The sequence below is a fragment of the Mesorhizobium sp. M2A.F.Ca.ET.067.02.1.1 genome (assembly GCF_004023285.1).
Classification (GTDB): Bacteria; Pseudomonadota; Alphaproteobacteria; order Rhizobiales; family Rhizobiaceae; genus Mesorhizobium.
The window spans coordinates 1-17194 of sequence record NZ_RZSB01000047.1 but is presented as its reverse complement, the minus strand read 5'-3'; the positions used below and the strand labels follow the sequence as shown (position 1 = coordinate 17194).

Below are 17194 nucleotides of genomic sequence, written 5' to 3'. Positions count from 1 at the left end.
ATCCAGACTTTCGAGACGCTGGACGAGGCGTTCGCCATCGCCAATGGCACCGACTACGGTTTGTCGGCAGGCATATGGACGGGCGACACAGCCGCGGCCTTGAGGGCCGCACGGGAGCTGGAGGCCGGAACCGTTTGGGTCAACACCTATTTGGATGGACCAGCTGAGTTACCGTTCGGCGGCCTCGGCGCGAGCGGGATCGGGCGCGAGGTCGGCCGCGTCGGTTGCGAAGAATTCATGGACATCAAGACTGTCCAATTGCGCAGCGGCGGATATCAGCCGCGTTGGATTGGCAAGGCCATCTGAGGGGAGGGTGAGGATGGACAAGGAATATGACTTTATCGTTGTTGGCGGCGGCTCGGCCGGCTGCGTCGTGGCTTCACGCCTGAGCGAGGATGCCGACTCACGCGTGCTTCTTGTCGAGTTCGGCAAGAAGAACGACGGTCCTCTGGTTCGCTGGCCAGCGGGCTACGCCAAACTGCAAGGACCGACGTTTCGCTACGAGTGGGAAACGGTTCCGCAGACGGCTCTCAACAACAGGCGCATGCTTTTCCCGCAGGGCAAGGTTTTGGGGGGCGGCTCCTCGGTCAACTCGATGGTCTACATCCGAGGAAACCGTCGCGACTACGATCAGTGGCGCGACTTGGGCAACGAGGGGTGGGGCTATGATGATCTGTTGCCCTATTTCCGCAAGTCCGAGGACAATGAGCGGTATCTTGACGATTACCATGGTCAGGGCGGGCCGCTTGGCGTATCCGACCAGCGTTCGCCGATCGATCTGACGCGGGTCTATATCCGCGCTGCGCAACAGGCTGGCTACCCATACAACACCGATTTCAACGGCGCTCAACAACATGGGGTCGGTTATTATCAGGTTACTCAGCGCGCGGCCCGGCGCTCGAGTGCTGCGCAGGCCTTTATCTACCCCAATGCGAATCGCAAGAACCTGACCGTGCAAACCGAGGCCCGCGTGCTTCGGGTGTTCGTGGAGAACGGCCGCGCGAGAGGCATCGAGGTCGCAATGAAGGGGCAGACAAGCCGGATCGAGGCCAGGTCCGAGGTCATCCTGTGCGCGGGCGCAATCAATTCTCCGAAAATCCTGCTTCTATCAGGGGTCGGACCAGCCGCCGAACTCAAGCGCGCTGGCGTGAGGGCGGTTCATGATCTGCCAGGCGTCGGCAAGAATTTGCAGGATCATCTGGACGTCTATTGCTGTGCCAGCCTCAAGGAGCCGGTATCGTATAACGGCCACGACAAGGGCCCTATGGCGGCTTGGCATACGCTGCAATTCCTGGCCTTCGGCACTGGCCCGCTCACGTCAAATGTCTGCGAGGGCGGAGGCTTCGTATCGACTGAAGGGAACGCCGATTGGCCAGACATCCAGATGCACTTCCTGCCCGCCTACGTCATCGATCATGGCCGCGTGCAGGTCAAGGGCCACGGAATGACCCTCAACACCGCCTATCTTCGACCCGAAAGCCGCGGAGAGGTGATGCTGGCGTCCGCTGATCCGGCGGCCGAGCCGATCATTGATCCGAAATACATGACGCATGAGCGCGATTGGGCGCATACCGTCAATGGGTTCAAGATTGCTCGTGAAATCCTGGCACAGCCCGCTTTCGCCAAGATCTACAAGGCCGAACACTTGCCCGGCACGCAACGAACGAGCGAGGAGGATCTGCGTGCCTATGTTCGAGAATGGAGCAAGACCGACTTTCATCCTGCAGGGACCTGCAAGATGGGTTCCGACGAAATGGCCGTTGTGGACACCGACCTCAAGGTTCGCGGCATCGAAGGACTACGGGTCATCGATGCCTCAATCATGCCGACGCTCGTCTCAGGCAACACCAATGCGCCATCAATCATGATTGGCGAGCGCGGCGCCGATGCGGTGAAAGGGCGCAAGTTGCCGCAGCAGCGCACGCTCGCTGGACAAATGCAGCAAAAGTATCCGGGCCACACGGCTACCTGACGGCGGCGACAAGCTCGATTTCGACGCTGGAGTTGCGCGGCAGTTCGGCAACGCCAACAGCAGAGCGCGCGTGATTGCCCCGTTCGCCAAGCACCCCACGCAACAAAAGGGTTGCAGCGTCGGCCACGCGGGGCTGGAGATTGAATCCCGGCGCCGAGGCGACGAACACAGTGATCTTCAGGATCTGGACGACATTGTCCAGACCGCCGACGGCATGCGCGAGAGAGGCAAGAGTGTTGCGCATCGCAAGGTCAGCCGCTTCCTTTGCCTGTTCGAGCGTGACGTCCGATCCGACCTTGCCTGGGTGGAGATCCTCATCGCCGGTCTTGGGCACATTGCCGCTGACCCAGGCCTGGCGGTCGTGCACCAGAACTGAAGTGTAGCCATAAGCGGGCGGTTGGTAGGGCGGAATCTCGTATCCATTGTAGGTGAAGGCACCTGTCATTGTTGTCGTTCCTCTATGGGACGCCACGGTGCCTCTGGCTTGCGAGCACCGCTGGATATGAAAATGGGGCGAGTGGTGGACGCACCCTCGAAATGTCGGACATATTTCATAAAAATGGCTTGCTGTAAAACAAATTAGCTGACAGATTACAAATATGTGCAAATCCAGAGCCCCGGCGGAGCGATGAAGCTCAAACTTGCAGACCAGGTCTATGGCGCTCTTCGGCAATTCGTCGAAGGCGGTGAGTGGCCAGAGGGGACGCGGATACCTCCGGAGACCGAGCTTGCGAAGAACTATGGCGTCTCGCGGCCCGTCGTCCGGGAGGCTTTGATCAAGCTCAGAATGGAGGGCTTGATCGGATCCCGCAAAGGATCCGGGAACTTCGTGATCGGCAAGAATGGCCTGGACTCGGGTGGCTACAGGCCAATCGAGAACATAGCCGACCTCATCCAGGCGTTTGAATTTCGCTTCTCCGTGGAATGCGATGTGGCAGCTTTCGCGGCGCTAAGGCGGACCGACGAGGATTTGGAGCAAATTCGCATTGCCTCAGCCGTCATCAGGAATCAGGCGAACGAGGAGACGTTCGGCGATGCCGATTTCGGGTTCCATCTGGCGCTGTCCCGAGCAAGCCGAAACGCAATGTATGAAACCACGCTCAGCATGCTGCGCACGCAGATCGTCTTCGGGATGCGGCTCGTCGGAGAATTCTCGCAACAACAAGCGGCAATCCGGTCGGAGGCGATCTTCGAAGAACACGAGATGATCGTCGACGCCGTTGATGCTCGACATGCCGACCTAGCCCAGTTGGCGATGGGCCGGCATCTCATGAACTCACGGCGAAGGATCCTTGGCTTCGAAATCGCAAGTGATTGGCAACCCAGATCGGGGACCGAACCGTCGATGAGAAGGGGGCAGGTTTGAAGCGGCCCCTCTGTCAGCCTTGCTTGCGTTCTTACCGACCGCGATCGCGCGGGCGGGGCGCTCCCTCGATCGCAAATCTGTGCACCCAGCCCGCGTTTTCCAGCGCGATTTCGGTCGCCGCCCGATCCGGCGACCCTGTGAGAGGTTAACTTATGTCTTCGTTGTCCATCGATAGCGTCTACAAATATTACGGACCCAACCTTTGCGTCTTGAAAGACATCAACATTGACGTCGCATCCGGCGAATTTCTCGTCCTTCTCGGACCTTCGGGTTGCGGCAAGTCGACCTTGCTCCACGCAATCGCCGGCCTTCATAGGATCAACGCCGGCGAAATCCGGCTTGGCGAGCGCGTCCTCAACGAAGTCCCCTGTCAGCACCGCGATATCGCGATGGTGTTCCAGTCCTATGCGCTCTATCCCTCGATGACCGTCAGGCAGAACATCGCTTTTCCGCTGGAGATGCGAAAATTGCCGAAACCGGAACGTGACAAGGCGGTTTCCGACGTCGCCAACTTGCTCCAAATCAGCCATTTGCTGGATCGAAAGCCTGGACAGCTGTCTGGCGGGCAGCGACAGCGGGTAGCAATTGGCCGCGCATTGGTGCGAGAGCCAAGCCTTTTCCTTTTCGATGAGCCACTGTCGAACCTCGATGCTCTTCTCCGTGTCGAAATGCGGACCGAGCTGAAGAAGCTGCACCATCGGATGGGTCGAACCACCGTCTACGTGACGCATGACCAGATCGAGGCCATGACGCTGGCAAACCGCATCGCCATCCTGGACAAAGGTGTCGTTCAGCAACTTGGAACCCCAGGCGAAGTCTACAATCGACCTGCCAATCTCTTTGTCGCAAATTTCATCGGCAGCCCGCGCATCAACCTTTTGCCTGGGGTCAGCAAAGGGGGGAGGGTGGTGCTGGAGGGGTCAGGAACAATCCTGCCGGCCCCGCAGGAATTCGCCTCGGCTTTGCGCCACGACGGCCGCAGGGTCACGGTCGGAATCCGCCCGGAGCACTATGGACTGGCAGAGGGTAACGCCGCGAGCGAGAAGACCGTCGACATCGAGGCCGAGGTCAATCTGATCGAGCCAACGGGATCAGACGATGTCATTTTGTTTCAGCATTCCGGCGTGGAACAGCTGGCCCTGCTGCGGGCAGGGCATGTGAGCCAGAGCGGCAGGGCGCGTCTGCGTGTGGATACGTCACGGATCAGCGTCTTCGACAGCGGTTCCGGCGAGCGCCTTCAATGAGCCTGGATGGAGATATCTGCATGGCAGCCTCCTGGCCTCGAGACACATCCGTCGCCCTTTCACCATGGCGGCAAATCAAGCGCGGCACGCATGCTGCGGACGGATCCTTCTTTTCCCGTCCGGCGCCGTCGAGCCCGCATTGACAATAGCAGACCATACCGCGCGCGTAAGCGACCGGCCGACATCCATCCTCGTTCATCAGGGACCCGTGCAATGACAAAGCAGATTCGATGGGGACTTGTCGGCGCAAGCCGCATAGCCGCCGAGTGGATCATCCCCGCGATCAGGGCGACGCCAGGAAACGAAGTGGTTGCCGTCCAGGGCGGCAACGCGGCGCGTGTGAGCGAATATGCGCGGGCCAATGACATCCCGCTTACCTGCGCGTCGCTTGAGGGACTGCTCTCGGCCGGTGTCGATGCGGTCTACATTTCCAACACCAACGAAAAGCATGCCCCGTGCGCCATAGCGGCGCTCAACGCTGGCAAGCATGTGTTGGGTGAGAAGCCGATGGCCATGACCGAACAAGATGCGCAGGAAATGGTTTCGTTGGCAAAAGACAAAGATCTTGTCTTGGCGATCAACCATCATTTGCGTGGCATGAATAGCCACCGCAAGCTGCGTGAACTTGTCGAAAGCGACGTGCTCGGCGACCTTGTCGCGGTTCGCGCAATGTTTGGCGTTCTGCTGCCTGAGGACAATCGCGGATGGCGCACCGATAACGCTTCGGCCGGAGCAGGCGTGTTCTTTGACCTGACCGTTCATGACGCAGATACCCTGCACTTCATATTGGGTGAGAAATTTGTGCGCGTCGCTGCTTTTACTTCTAACAACGGCATCTCTGCCGAAGGGATTGAAGACGGCGTCGCCACGATAGCCCAAACGGCGTCGGGCCTCACAGTCCAGATCACGGAGAGCTTCGCGATCGAGCATGCGAGAACAACCCTTGAATTGCACGGCACCAAGGCTTCTGTCTTTGCCGATGACGTACTGTTGCAGCGGCCCGGCGGCAGGCTGGAGCTTAGCGTGCAAGGCAACCGCCAAGAAATCCCGATCGAGCATGAAAACGCCTACCCCCGTGCCATAGCGGCCTTTGCCGACGCCGTCAGGGGCGTCGGCCGCCCGCTTGTTTCCGGCGAGGACGGTCTCGCATCGCTTCGATTTGCACTTGCCGCGCGGAGCGCGGCCGCAACAGGTCGAGTGATCGAAATCTGACCGCTTCACGTGTGCGGATCGCGCCACCGGATCGCGGGGAGCATCATCCAAAGGATCCAGTCCGAATGACGATTGTTTCACAGGCCGAACTGAGCTCTGCGATCGCAGCGCTCCCGCGTGTGCGGCTGGCGCATCTTCCGACCCCCATCGACTACTGCCCCACCCTGACAAAGCGGCTTGAAGGGCCAAAGATCTGGATCAAGAGGGATGACTGCACCGGTGTCGCCTTCGGCGGCAACAAGGTTCGGCAACATGAATTCATCCTGGGTGACGCGGTTAGTCGCGGTGTCGACGTGGTGATCCAGGGCGCCGCGTCTCAATCAAATCAATCGCGCCAACTCGCGGCCGCCGCGGCGCGGCTTGGTCTCGACTGTATCCTGATGCCTCGCAAGGACGCCCACTACGATCATGTTCAAGGCAATCAGCTTATATCCCGGCTTTTTGGTGCCAAGATCGTGCCCGTGGACGCAACGGCTTCGGTGAAGCAAGCCAAGGAGGATATGGCGGCCAAGCTGAAACGCGAAGGCAGAAACCCAGCTATCCTCGGCATGGGATCGCAATCCTCGCTGAGCCTGGCGGCGGTCGCCTATGTCAACGCGTATCTGGAGATATCTGCTCAGTTCGAAGAGCTGGAGCAAGCGCAGCCCACCCACATCTATGCGACCTCTCAGGGAAGCACGCAGGCCGGCTTGCAGGCGGCGGCAATGCTGCTTGGGCACCCCACTGAAATCCGCGGCATCAACCCGATGGACAGCCGCAACGAAGCCTATGAATTTCCTTCCGCGATTGCCGGTCAGTGCGAAGCGGCGGCGCGTATTCTCGGGTTCGATTTGTCGGTTCCAGAGGAGGAAATCAGCAACTCCACCGATTGGGTGGGCGCCGGCTATGGCCTCCCCTCGGCGGATGCGCAAGAGGCGTCTGCCCTGCTGGCCCGAAGCGAGGGTATCCTTGTCGACCCGGTGTATTCAGGAAAAGGGTTCTCCGGCTTGCTTGGCGATATAAGGGCCGGCCTTCTGACGGCGAACGACCGGGTGGTGTTCATCCATACAGGCGGTCTGCCGGCCATTTTTTCTTACGCCGACGCCATTCTGGCTTGCACCTAGAAATGGCCGTCACGTAGCTGACGAGCTGGTGTTGACCGGCCCATGCCTTTGCCAATTCGGTGGGACATCAAATCCCAGGATACGATGGCGCGACTGAAGCAGATGGCTCCGCATCGCGTCAAAAGCCGCTTGCGCGTCGCCAGACTTGATTGCATCGACGACCAAGGCGTGTTCGCGATAAACGGTCTGAGCTCGAGTGGTGCTGCCGATCAGCGAGAATTCGCCCACCAGGCGCATACCCAAAAGTATCTGGGGATTGAGCATCGACAGCGTCGCTTCGAAGAGCTTGTTCCCAGTGCCCTTGGCGATCGCTATGTGGAATGCCAGGTCAAGATCACCGAAATCACTCTCGCTCAGATCGCTTTTGAACTTCTCGTGCGCCGAGATAATTTCAGCGAGATCCTGCGGTTTGCCCCGCAACGCGGTGAATGCCGCAGCATCGCACTCAATCGTCAATCGGAACTCGAACGCGCTGATGAGGTCTGCGACATTCTCGATAGGGCTGTAACTTCGCCTTGGTGCCCCGTTGGCGGCAATGACCACGCTGCCTGAACCGCGACGGGAGTCGATTATCCCCTCGCTGCGCAGCTGCACCAGGGCCTCGCGCACGACGGGGCGTGAAACACCAAAGCTTGCCGCCAGTTCGGTCTCGGTAGGCATGCGCGTGCCTTCGCGCCACTCACCCTCGTCGATCTGGCGACGCAAGCCGTCATAGACGCGCTTCGAGAGCTTGATGCGCTCATCATTTGGAGCACCCATTCGCAAAATCCGCGTGATTCCCCCAGTTGTCTTACAAATCTAATCAAGCAAGCGCGGAAAATCCATAACTTGAGCACTGGCCCGAAAACGGCCGAGCGGATGATCGCATTCTGACGGGGACTAGAGCTGCTTCCCCATGTCAAACATTGTCAGCAATTTGTCGGCTACCGCTTTTCCGAGGACAGCATGATGTTCGACGTCCAGATGGATACCGTCTACCGGACTGACGCCAATGAACTGCGCGGCGTTCAGATATTCGGCGCCGAAATGGGCTGCGACGTCCTTGTATTTTTCAGCAAGCTGGCCCGATTTGATGCCTCCGCCAGAAAAGATCTCGCCGAGGAATCCGACTTCCCCGATGGGAGCGGGAGCGATGACCAAGATGCGGGGGTCGGCTCCTGCGGGACCCGATTTGGTGGACAATATCAGCTCGATCAACGCGACCAATCCCCGAGCGATGTCTTCTGAAGTAAGGCTGAAGCGTGTTTTCAGATCGTTGGTGCCGAGCATCAACACAATTGCGTCCAGCGGGCGGTGGGTATCGATGCACGGCTTGAGGTAGGTAAGTCCGTTGCGCGAGGCGCCTTCAATAGGATCATCGAGAGTTGTAGTTCGACCGGGAAGGCCCTCCTCGATTATGCGGAAGCCCTTTCCCAAGGCTTCCGCCAGAACGCCTGTCCAGCGTGCCGTCTCATCAAATCGCTGACTATCGAACCAACTCCTGGCCGGAGCAGAGCCATGGGTATTGCTGTCGCCGTAGCACAGAATGCGCATCAATTTTGTCATCGATCTCGGACCATTTGCTGCGGCGGCAGTTTTCAAATGAGGAGCAGGGACACATCACGCGGTGCGACCAGCCGATGTCACGGCGTCGCCTTGACTTGGTTCCAAAGGTCAGTGCGCTTGGTGGGATCTTCGTCCGGCTGCATCCAGAAGATCTTGGTGCCCGCCGGTATGGTATCAGTGGATGTGACCGAATTCGCGTAGCCGGATTTTTCGGTCAGCTCTGCAGCGATCTTCTTGCTGATTACGAAGTTGATCCACTTCAATGCCAAGTCATAGGAGTCGCCCTTGGCCCCGCTGGTGACCGCCCATGTATCTACCCAGGCGATGACGCCTTCCTTTGGATAGGCTTGCTTATAGTTCAGGCCGCCGGCCGCTAGGGCCTTGATCTGCTGATCGGCGTAAGCGCCGAAAATGATCGGCACATCATTGTTCTGCGCCAACTGAACCGAATCCTGCACGAACGTGTAGAAGCTCGCGGAGTTGTGCTTCAGGTCTACCAGCTTCGGCATGGCATCCTTGAACTGCTGATCAGTCAGATGAAAAGGCGTCTGCACGCCGTTCAGGATTGCCGCTGTGGCGAACGCACTTTCGCCGTCGTCATAGAGCAGCACCTTGCCTTTGTACTGAGGATCCCACATCACCGACCACGAGGTGGGCGCCGGATTCACCTTTGCGGGGTCATAGATCAGCGTCATCGGGCTGAAGGCATAGGGAATAAGATAGGTCTTGCCGTCGTGAACTGCGCCGGCGATTTTGGAAAGATCCTGGAACTGAGGCAACTGGCCGGCATGGTTCGGGATCTTCGACAGATCGATCGGCTGGAGCAGTCCCGCTTCGTAGTATCTCTGCATGCCAGCTGCAGCTGTCGCAAAGATGTCAAAATCCTTGCCTTGGCTACCCTGGATCTTGGCCCACATCTCGTCGTTAGACCCTGCAAAAACCACTTCAACGGTCGCGTTGTTGTCTTTCTCGAACTGCGCGACCCAATCCTTGTCGGCGTAACCGTCCCACGTCAGGATGCGCAGCTTGCCCCCGGCGTTTGCCGGTCCGGCAATGGCAAGTGCAAGCACCGTCGATACCGCCAGCAGCTTCCCGATTTCGCTGAACAACTTTTTGTACATTCTCATCTCCTCTGGAAGGGTGTTCCCACATCGTTGATCACTTCAGATCAGCCGCATTTCGGTCCGAGCGCGGTCTGGTTATTCTCGGTAACGACGTTCGTATCAAAGGTGCTCCCGATGAGGGATTTGCTTTGCCCCGGCAGTCTAGCTCCCACGGGTTCCGAACTAATCCCAGGAAAGAAAGATCAATTATCGAGTGCATGCAGCGTGCAGTCTGCAATCTGCAGAGTCAAGGGGGTGGCAGCGGTTTTTGAGTAAGGTCTTCATTAGCCGGTTTTGCAATTTTTCGTGAACGGCCGCCGTCCACGGCGATGAACCGGGGGCTTCTTCGGAAGCGCCGAAAAAAGCCGGATCCAGGCTGAAACCTGACGTTGCTGAAGTCTAGATTAGCAAGCTGGTTTCGAGGCCCTAGCGGGGTGGAGACTATGGAATTTAACGAATGCGATCCGGAGTGCGTAAGCGAATTTGCGGTATTGCGTTCTGCATGCAATTGAGTATAGGTGCGGCTCGGATTGGCGATGACGGCATCGCTGACGCCACCCGACAGAATAACGAGTTTGGAGGCGCGCCTAACCGGCTAATTGGAAGATGCTTATGACCGACCAGCCTCTTATCGAAATGAGAGATATCGGCAAGACCTATGGCAGTCAGACGGTCCTGCGCAATGTCAACCTTGACATCGGCCAAAACGAGTTTCTTGTGGTAGTGGGCCCGTCGGGCTCCGGCAAAACGACAATTCTTCGCATGATTGGCGGATTTGTCGAACCAACAAGCGGAGACATCCTTCTGAACGGATCGCGGATCAACGGCATCCCGGTCAATCGCAGGCCGTTCAACACTGTCTTCCAGGACTATGCTCTTTTCCCGCACATGACGGTCGCTGCCAATGTCGGCTATGGGCTGCGGGTCAAAGGGCTGTCCGCCGACGAGATCAAGAAGCTGGTTGCGCAGACGCTCGACCTGGTAGGGCTAGGCAACCTCGGGTCTCGCTATCCTTCACAGATGTCTGGCGGACAGCGGCAACGAGTGGCCCTGGCGCGCGCCCTCATTTGCAAGCCGCGACTGGTCCTGCTGGACGAGCCGCTTGCCGCGTTGGACGCCGGCCTTCGCCACCAGATGCAGACGTTCCTGAAATCCATTCAGCGCGAGATCCAAACCTCATTCCTGTTCATCACCCACGATCAGGAAGAGGCCATCAGTCTGGCCGATCGCATTTGCGTCATGGATCACGGCGAGGTTGTGCAGGTCGGCCAGCCGGAAGAGGTCTACTATCGACCTTGCAATCGCTATGTCGCGGATTTCTTCGGCGACAACAATCTCGTTGAGGCGCAGGTGAGGACAGTCAACGGCGATGGCGTCGCTGTGGAGACGCCATTCGGGATGGCAGTGGCTCGGGGCGATCAAGGGATGCATTTCAATGCCGGCGACGCGGTGACGCTTGCGGTGAGGCCCGAGAACGTGGAACTTCTCGGAGCAAACGGATCCGCACCCGCCGGGCACGTCAAGTCAGTTTCCTTCGTCGGACCGTTGTCGCTTGTAGAAGTTGAATCGACCAAGTCGCCCGGTGCGACCCTGTACGTTAAGCAACTCAGCAGCCAATTGGCTGCGCCGTTTAAAATAGGCGCTGGGGTGACAGTCTCGTGGAAGGGAAAAGAGACGTGGGTCATCCGCAAGTGAACTCCACGAAGACCCCGCAACTGGGATCCGCCGGAGAGGCCCGGTTAATCAACGGGCTCGTCATCATCGCCTATGTCTTGCCGATCGCTCTGATCCTGGGGCCATTTTGTATTTTTTTCGTCGTCAGCTTCGGACGCGTTGAGGCCTCCACTGTCGTTATCGACTTCAACTTGTCGAACTACGTTCGGATTTTCGCGGACTCGACCGTCCGCATGGTCATTGGACGAACCCTCGTAATAGGCGTCGCGACAGCCCTTGTGTGCACTCTGGTGGGTTTCCCCGCCGCCTATCTGATGAGGATTCTTGGCCCGACGCGGCGCTCTCTTTTGATGGTGGCGTTTGCTGTGCCCTTGCTGATGAGCTACGTCATCAAGATCTACACCGTCCGCAATCTGCTTGGCACAAACGGCGTCATCAATCATTTCCTGATGGCGTCGGGCCTTGTCTCCCAACCGCTCGAATTCTTCACGCTAAGCTACTACGGGGTCTTCTTGACCTTGACATCGGTGTTGCTGCCGTTTGCCGTTTTTCCGATTTTCCTGTCCCTTGATCGCATTCCGGCAAGCTTGGTCGAAGCGGCGGCCGACCTGGGCGCCAGTCGCATGCGCATTTTCTGGACGGTGATATTTCCATTGAGCCTGTCGGGGGTGGCAGTTTCGCTGACATTCACGTTTGTGCTGGCGATCGGTGATTTCATCACCCCGGAACTGGTTGGCGGGCCTAACGGATTCACACTTGGCCGCATCATCTTCAGCCAGTTCGGTCTGGGCTTCAACTGGCCGTTCGGTGCCGCGCTCTCAATTTTCATGATGATGATTGTCACGGTGGCGCTGGCATTGGCTACCCGCATCCGTCCACCTGGAAAGGTGACATTTTGAAGTCCGCACGCTCCACCGTCGTCGTCCTTTGCGCAGTGACAGCGCTGATCTTGGCTGTCCTTTACGGGCCGATTCTCATGGCCATCGTTACCGCCTTCGTGCCGATCCGCGGTGGCGTGTTCCAATGGGATCAGGTCTCCATCGTGGCGTTTGAGAGCATCAATGGCGAGATTGTCGATGCCCTGAAATTAACCCTGATCGTCGGGTTCGTCGCTTCCACGATCGCGCTGGCAATCAGCACCGGAATTGCTCTTTACTGCGCACCAGGAACTGGCTTTGGCAGAAAGTTCATTGAGTTCCTGATCTTCCTCCCGTTTGTAATGCCTCCTATCATTACAGGGCTCGCGCTGCTGATTTCCTTCCGAGAGGCCGACGTCCCGAGGTCGCTTTTGACTGTCTTGGTTGGCCATGTCACGATCTTGCTGGCGATCGCCTATCGGACCATCGTGACGCGGCTGCGTGAAATGGGCGCTTCCCTGGTCGAGGCCTCGCTCGATCTCGGTGCCAGCCGGCTTCAGACTTTCTGGTGGGTTGTGCTACCCAATCTCAGACCGGCTCTGATGGCGTCATTCGTCCTATGCTTTGCGCTATCGTTCGACGAGACCATGGTCACTCTGCTTCTGACCGGTGGCCAAAGCACTTTCCCAGTTCGGCTTTGGGGCATGATGCGCCTTGGCTTCTCGCCCTCGATCAGCGCGCTGGTCGTCTACATCCTCGCCGTCAGCACGGTATTGAGCCTCTTCCTCATCAGGCTTTTTGTCCCCGCGCGCTCCAAGGCGGTCGCGTAGAAACGAAGGCTTGCCACTGCCACGACGGTCATTCTCCGCTCAATGACCTCGACTGGAAGTCGATGCGGTTCGTTCGCTCATTAGTTCCAATCGGTCCAGAGCTTTAAAACTCGGGCAGATTAGCAAGACAGGAGCGACATTTTTGTCGTGGTCTTGGCAGCCTCATAGGGTCGGCTCGACCGTGATGCGGCAGAACTGGCGAGCAGCCGTCTGGAACGGCGGGGGCCTTTTGAAGCCGTGCTCCTGGTCCCACGCCACCGTCGTGAAGCTGGCGCCGGATCTATTTGAACCTGAAATACGCGGGACGGTACGCGACGAGGTGTTCGGCAACGGCGCTGTGTGCCGGTACCACCAGCTGTGCACGGCTTATCCCGAGCAATACCGCCGCTAAGGCGACGATATGGTAGGCATCGCGACGAATTGCTTGCCTTGCGCACGACCGCGGCTCTGACTTTGCCGACAGGGTGAAGCCGCGTGGCGCCGGTACGCAATGGCCGCTGATCAATGTCGAGCTGCCCGACTGACTACCTCTCGCTACCTGCAATCCATCCCAATATCCAGGATCGGCGCGCTGTGCGTGATCCAGCCGACCGAGATCAGATCGACGCCGGTCGCGGCGATCGCAGGTGCCGTCTGCACGGTCACCCGGCCGGACGCCTCGGTGATCGCGCGGCCGCCGACCATTGCCACCGCCTGGGTCAGCTGCTCGATGGACATGTTGTCCAGCAGCACTGCGTCGACACCCCCCGCAAGGGCGATATCGAGCTGCTCAAGTGTGTCGACCTCGACCTCGATCTTGACCATGTGGCCTGCAGCCACCCGCGCGCGCTCGATGGCCGTGCGGACATCGCCGGCAATCGCGATGTGATTGTCCTTGATGAGCACGGCATCGTCGAGGCCGAAGCGGTGATTGCCGCCGCCACCGGCGCGTACGGCGTATTTCTCCAGCGCACGCAGACCGGGTGTGGTCTTTCGCGTGCACACGATCTTGGCCTTGTGGCCGCGCACAGCATCGACGATCGCCGCGGTTTGCGTCGAGATGCCGCTCAGATGACAGAGCAGGTTGAGCGCCGTCCGCTCGGCCGTGAGCAGCGCGCGGGCAGGTCCGCGCACCGACGCTATGATGTCTCCCGCGGAGACGCCGCTGCCGTCCGCGTGGATTATGGTGACTTCGGTTCGTGGATCGATCAGCTCGAAGGCGAGGGCGGCGACAGCGAGGCCGGCAATCACGCCTGGCTGTCTTGCGGCAAGCACCACGGTAGCGGTGGCGTCCGGAGGAACGATCGCGTCGGTGGTGATGTCGCCGGCGCGGCCAAGATCCTCGAGCAGGGCGGCTCGCACCAGCGGCTCGACCATCACGTGCGGCAAAGGCGTCAGCGTCATGGTCAAGCCCTCCTGTCGAGCAGCGTTGCGGTGGGTATTGTGTCGGAAAGGATCGCCGCTGCTTCGAGCGTCTCGTCCATGGTCATCCGCAGCGATCGTGACCGAGCATCGCGCCGGGGAAAATCGATCCGGAAGTGCGAGCCCCGGCTTTCCTCGCGGAGAAGGGCCGCGATCGTGATCATCAGCGCGACCAGCGCGGGATCCGACGCGGCATCGCGACCGGCGACAATTGGCGACATGGCCTTTGCAGCTTCGCGCAGCATTTGGCCGTCGCGCTCAATGCCGAGCGCGTGCGAAACGATCGGTCGGATGCGCGAGGGGTCCGGTCGCGGCGGCACGATAGCCGGCTTCAGCCGTCTGTTCGCGGTAGGCGAGGCGCCGACGCTTGCTGCGACCGAGGCAGCGCATACCACTGCTTCAATGAGCGAGTTGCTTGCGAGACGGTTGGCGCCGTGCAGCCCGGTCCGGGCGACCTCGCCACAGGCCCACAGGCCGCGAAGCGAGCTGCGGCCTTCCGCGTCCACGGCCACCCCGCCCATATGGTAGTGAGCCGCGGGACGCACGGGGATCGGGTCCACTGCGGGGTCGATGCCGGCCTCCCGGCAGAGCGATGCGATCGCGGGGAAGCGCTGGGCGAGCCTCGGCCCGAGACACCGCCGTGCGTCGAGAAACACGCGATGCCCGGCGCAAAGCTCACGCCACACGCCGCGCGCCACAACGTCGCGCGGTGCGAGTTCTCCCCCTGGTGTATCGGCGAGGAAGCGCCTGCCGCGCTCGTCGACGAGAACCGCGCCTTCGCCGCGCACCGCTTCGCTTATCAACGGCATCTGGCGCCGCGGACCATCGAGCGCGGTCGGGTGGAACTGCACGAATTCGAGATAGGCAAGCTCCGCGCCGGCACGTGCGGCAAGCGCCAGGCCCTGGCCGAACGAGCCGAGCGGGTTCGTCGTATGGTCGAACAGGCCGCCTATGCCGCCGGTCGCAAGCACCACTCGTCCCGTCAAGAGCGTCATTGCATCGCCGTTTCCGACGGCAAGCACGCCGGCGATTTCACCGTCCTCGACGATCAGGCGCCGCACCTCGACGCGCTCGAGGACAGTAATCGAAGGCGTCCGCCACACGGCGTCGGCTAGCGCGCGGACCAGTTCACGGCCGGTGGCATCGCCGCCGGCATGAACGATCCGCCGGCGTGAGTGCGCGGCTTCGAGTCCGAGCAGCAATGTGCCGTCGGAAGCACGGTCGAAAGCAACGCCTAGCCGCGCGAGATGCTCGATCGCTTGCGGTGCCGCCTCGACGACGCGCCGCACTGCCTTTTCATCGCAAAGCCCGTCGCCGGCCGCGAGCGTGTCGGCGAGATGCAGGTCCGGACTGTCATCGCTGCCAAGGCTCGCCGCAACCCCACCTTGGGCGAGCACGCTGGAGGCTTCTTGTCTAAGCGACGTTTTGGAGATGAGGACGACCGGCTCTGAAGCGAAACGCAGCGCCGTCATCAGCCCCGCGATGCCGCCGCCGATGATGACCGGCCGGCCGTGGAGGTCGTGCATGGTCATATGGCGAGCATCCGCTCCACCGCGTGGCGCGCTCGCTCGGCCACATTAGGATCGATGGTCACGATGTGGCGGTTCTCCACGAGTGCCGCGCGGATGTTGGCGAGCGTGATGCGCTTCATGTGCGGGCAGAGATTGCACGGGCGCACGAAGTCGACCTCAGGATGCTCGACGGCGACGTTGTCGCTCATAGAGCATTCGGTCATCAGCACGACGCGCGCCGGCTTGTGCCGGCCGACATAGCCCGAAATCGCCGCAGTCGAGCCGGCGAAATCCGCCTCAGCGACAACCTCCGGCGGGCATTCGGGATGGGCAAGCACGGTAACCCCGGGATGCGCCTCGCGCAGCTCGCGTATATCAGCGGAGCTAAAGCGCTCATGCACTTCGCAATGCCCTTTCCAAGCGATGATCTCGACCTTCGTCTGGGCCGCGATGTTCTTTGCCAGATATTCGTCGGGCAGCATGATCACCCGCGGCGTGCCGAGCGATTCCACCACCGCCAGCGCATTGCCCGAGGTGCAGCAGACGTCGGATTCTGCTTTCACGGCGGCGGAGGTGTTGACGTAGGTCACGACCGGCGTGCCGGGATAGCGTTGCCGCATCAGCCGCACATCCGCAGCCGTGATCGAATCGGCGAGCGAGCAGCCCGCACCCAGATCCGGGATGAGCACGGTCTTGCCGGGATTGAGCAGCTTGGCGGTTTCGGCCATGAAATGCACGCCGGCGAGCACGATGATATCCGCATCGACCGCCATCGCCTTACGGGCGAGCGCCAAGCTGTCGCCGACGATGTCGGCCACGCAATGGAAGATCTCGGGCGTCTGGTAGTTGTGCGCCAGGATGACGGCGTTGCGCTTGGCCTTCAGCGCGAGAATGGCCTCGATGTCGCCGGCGAAGGCCGGCCATTCAATCGGCGGGATCACCCGCTTGACGCGATCGTAAAGGGATGCGGCGGTCGGCAGCGAAACGGACATCGGCAGCTCCAATTATTCTCGCAATGAGTATAATTTGGACATATTCTTATTGTGAGAATAATGGCTGTCAAGCGCGCGATAGTGGCAATTTCGTCCCTGCGGCAACCTGCTCGTCGAGGACTGCATGGCGGAAGCGATAAAGTTTGGCGGGTCGTCCCACTGTGTCGGCAGTCGTTTCGCCCGTCTCCTCGACCAGGTCCTGTTGCTCGATGAGGCGTCGGAAGTTCGGCTTGTGGACCAGCCTTCCGGAAAGCGCCTCGACGGTGCGCTGCAATTGCAGGAACGTGAAGACAGCCGGCATCAGCTCGAACACGACGGGCCGGTATTTGATCTTGGAGCGAAGGCGGCCAATACCCGTTGCCAGGATGCGACGATGGTCCGCTA

General features: G+C 60.0%; 16 protein-coding genes and 1 pseudogene. 9 read left to right on the top strand and 8 right to left on the bottom strand.

Features of this window, described 5'->3' with window-relative positions:
- Positions 1-306 (top strand): aldehyde dehydrogenase family protein (locus EOA28_RS06860; protein ID WP_128314736.1); only part of this gene is annotated, 306 nt, incomplete at its 5' end.
- A gap of 13 nt (positions 307-319) precedes the next feature.
- The gene (locus EOA28_RS06855; protein WP_128314735.1) at positions 320-1972 is read left to right on the top strand and encodes a choline dehydrogenase; all 1653 of its coding nucleotides are present in this window, start codon (positions 320-322) and stop codon (positions 1970-1972) included.
- On the opposite strand, the gene EOA28_RS06850 is transcribed toward EOA28_RS06855, so the two are convergent.
- Positions 1965-2417 (bottom strand): RidA family protein, encoded by a 453-nt coding sequence (locus EOA28_RS06850; protein ID WP_128314734.1) that lies wholly within the window; start codon positions 2415-2417, stop codon positions 1965-1967. The genes EOA28_RS06855 and EOA28_RS06850 overlap by 8 nt on opposite strands.
- A gap of 183 nt (positions 2418-2600) precedes the next feature.
- Here EOA28_RS06850 and EOA28_RS06845 point away from each other — a divergent pair, with 183 nt between their 5' ends.
- The 4 genes from EOA28_RS06845 (at position 2601) to EOA28_RS06830 (ending at position 6897) form a co-directional block, all read left to right on the top strand.
- Positions 2601-3338, top strand: coding sequence for a FadR/GntR family transcriptional regulator (locus tag EOA28_RS06845; RefSeq protein WP_128314733.1), 738 nt, complete (start codon positions 2601-2603; stop codon positions 3336-3338).
- A gap of 152 nt (positions 3339-3490) precedes the next feature.
- On the top strand, positions 3491-4582 hold the full coding sequence (locus EOA28_RS06840; RefSeq protein ID WP_128314732.1) for an ABC transporter ATP-binding protein: 1092 nt from the start codon (positions 3491-3493) through the stop codon (positions 4580-4582).
- Between the two features lie 213 nt (positions 4583-4795).
- Positions 4796-5794: a Gfo/Idh/MocA family oxidoreductase gene (locus tag EOA28_RS06835; RefSeq protein ID WP_189341957.1), complete on the top strand. Its 999-nt coding sequence runs from the start codon at positions 4796-4798 to the stop codon at positions 5792-5794.
- Between the two features lie 65 nt (positions 5795-5859).
- Complete coding sequence (locus EOA28_RS06830; protein ID WP_128314730.1) at positions 5860-6897, top strand: pyridoxal-phosphate dependent enzyme; 1038 nt, start codon at positions 5860-5862, stop codon at positions 6895-6897.
- A gap of 9 nt (positions 6898-6906) precedes the next feature.
- Here EOA28_RS06830 and EOA28_RS06825 read toward each other — a convergent pair whose 3' ends face one another.
- From EOA28_RS06825 to EOA28_RS06815, 3 genes are all read right to left on the bottom strand, one after another.
- A complete protein-coding gene (locus EOA28_RS06825) occupies positions 6907-7656 on the bottom strand; it encodes a FadR/GntR family transcriptional regulator (protein ID WP_128314729.1) in 750 nt (249 codons plus the stop codon).
- A gap of 120 nt (positions 7657-7776) precedes the next feature.
- Positions 7777-8430: an SGNH/GDSL hydrolase family protein gene (locus EOA28_RS06820; protein WP_210214925.1), complete on the bottom strand. Its 654-nt coding sequence runs from the start codon at positions 8428-8430 to the stop codon at positions 7777-7779.
- An 89-nt stretch (positions 8431-8519) separates the two neighbouring features.
- The gene (locus EOA28_RS06815) at positions 8520-9563 is read right to left on the bottom strand and encodes an extracellular solute-binding protein (protein WP_189341956.1); all 1044 of its coding nucleotides are present in this window, start codon (positions 9561-9563) and stop codon (positions 8520-8522) included.
- 594 nt (positions 9564-10157) lie between these two features.
- On the opposite strand from EOA28_RS06815, the gene EOA28_RS06810 reads away from it, so the two are divergent.
- From EOA28_RS06810 to EOA28_RS06800, 3 genes are all read left to right on the top strand, one after another.
- Positions 10158-11240 (top strand): ABC transporter ATP-binding protein, encoded by a 1083-nt coding sequence (locus tag EOA28_RS06810; RefSeq protein ID WP_128314726.1) that lies wholly within the window; start codon positions 10158-10160, stop codon positions 11238-11240.
- Positions 11222-12118 carry an ABC transporter permease gene (locus tag EOA28_RS06805; RefSeq protein WP_128314725.1) on the top strand — a complete coding sequence of 299 codons (897 nt, stop codon included), beginning with the start codon at positions 11222-11224 and terminating at the stop codon, positions 12116-12118. Before EOA28_RS06810 ends, EOA28_RS06805 begins: the two co-directional genes overlap by 19 nt.
- A gap of 77 nt (positions 12119-12195) precedes the next feature.
- Positions 12196-12906: an ABC transporter permease subunit gene (locus EOA28_RS06800; RefSeq protein ID WP_128314724.1), complete on the top strand. Its 711-nt coding sequence runs from the start codon at positions 12196-12198 to the stop codon at positions 12904-12906.
- A 534-nt stretch (positions 12907-13440) separates the two neighbouring features.
- Here EOA28_RS06800 and nadC read toward each other — a convergent pair.
- The 4 genes and pseudogenes from nadC to EOA28_RS06780 all read right to left on the bottom strand — a co-directional run.
- Positions 13441-14289 (bottom strand): carboxylating nicotinate-nucleotide diphosphorylase, encoded by an 849-nt coding sequence (nadC, locus tag EOA28_RS06795; RefSeq protein WP_128314723.1) that lies wholly within the window; start codon positions 14287-14289, stop codon positions 13441-13443.
- A 2-nt stretch (positions 14290-14291) separates the two neighbouring features.
- Positions 14292-15839, bottom strand: coding sequence for an L-aspartate oxidase (locus EOA28_RS06790; RefSeq protein WP_128314722.1), 1548 nt, complete (start codon positions 15837-15839; stop codon positions 14292-14294).
- The gene (nadA, locus tag EOA28_RS06785; RefSeq protein WP_128314721.1) at positions 15836-16810 is read right to left on the bottom strand and encodes a quinolinate synthase NadA; all 975 of its coding nucleotides are present in this window, start codon (positions 16808-16810) and stop codon (positions 15836-15838) included. The genes EOA28_RS06790 and nadA overlap by 4 nt, the downstream gene beginning before the upstream one ends.
- A gap of 67 nt (positions 16811-16877) precedes the next feature.
- A pseudogene (locus EOA28_RS06780) lies at positions 16878-17194 on the bottom strand (hypothetical protein); the annotation flags it as partial.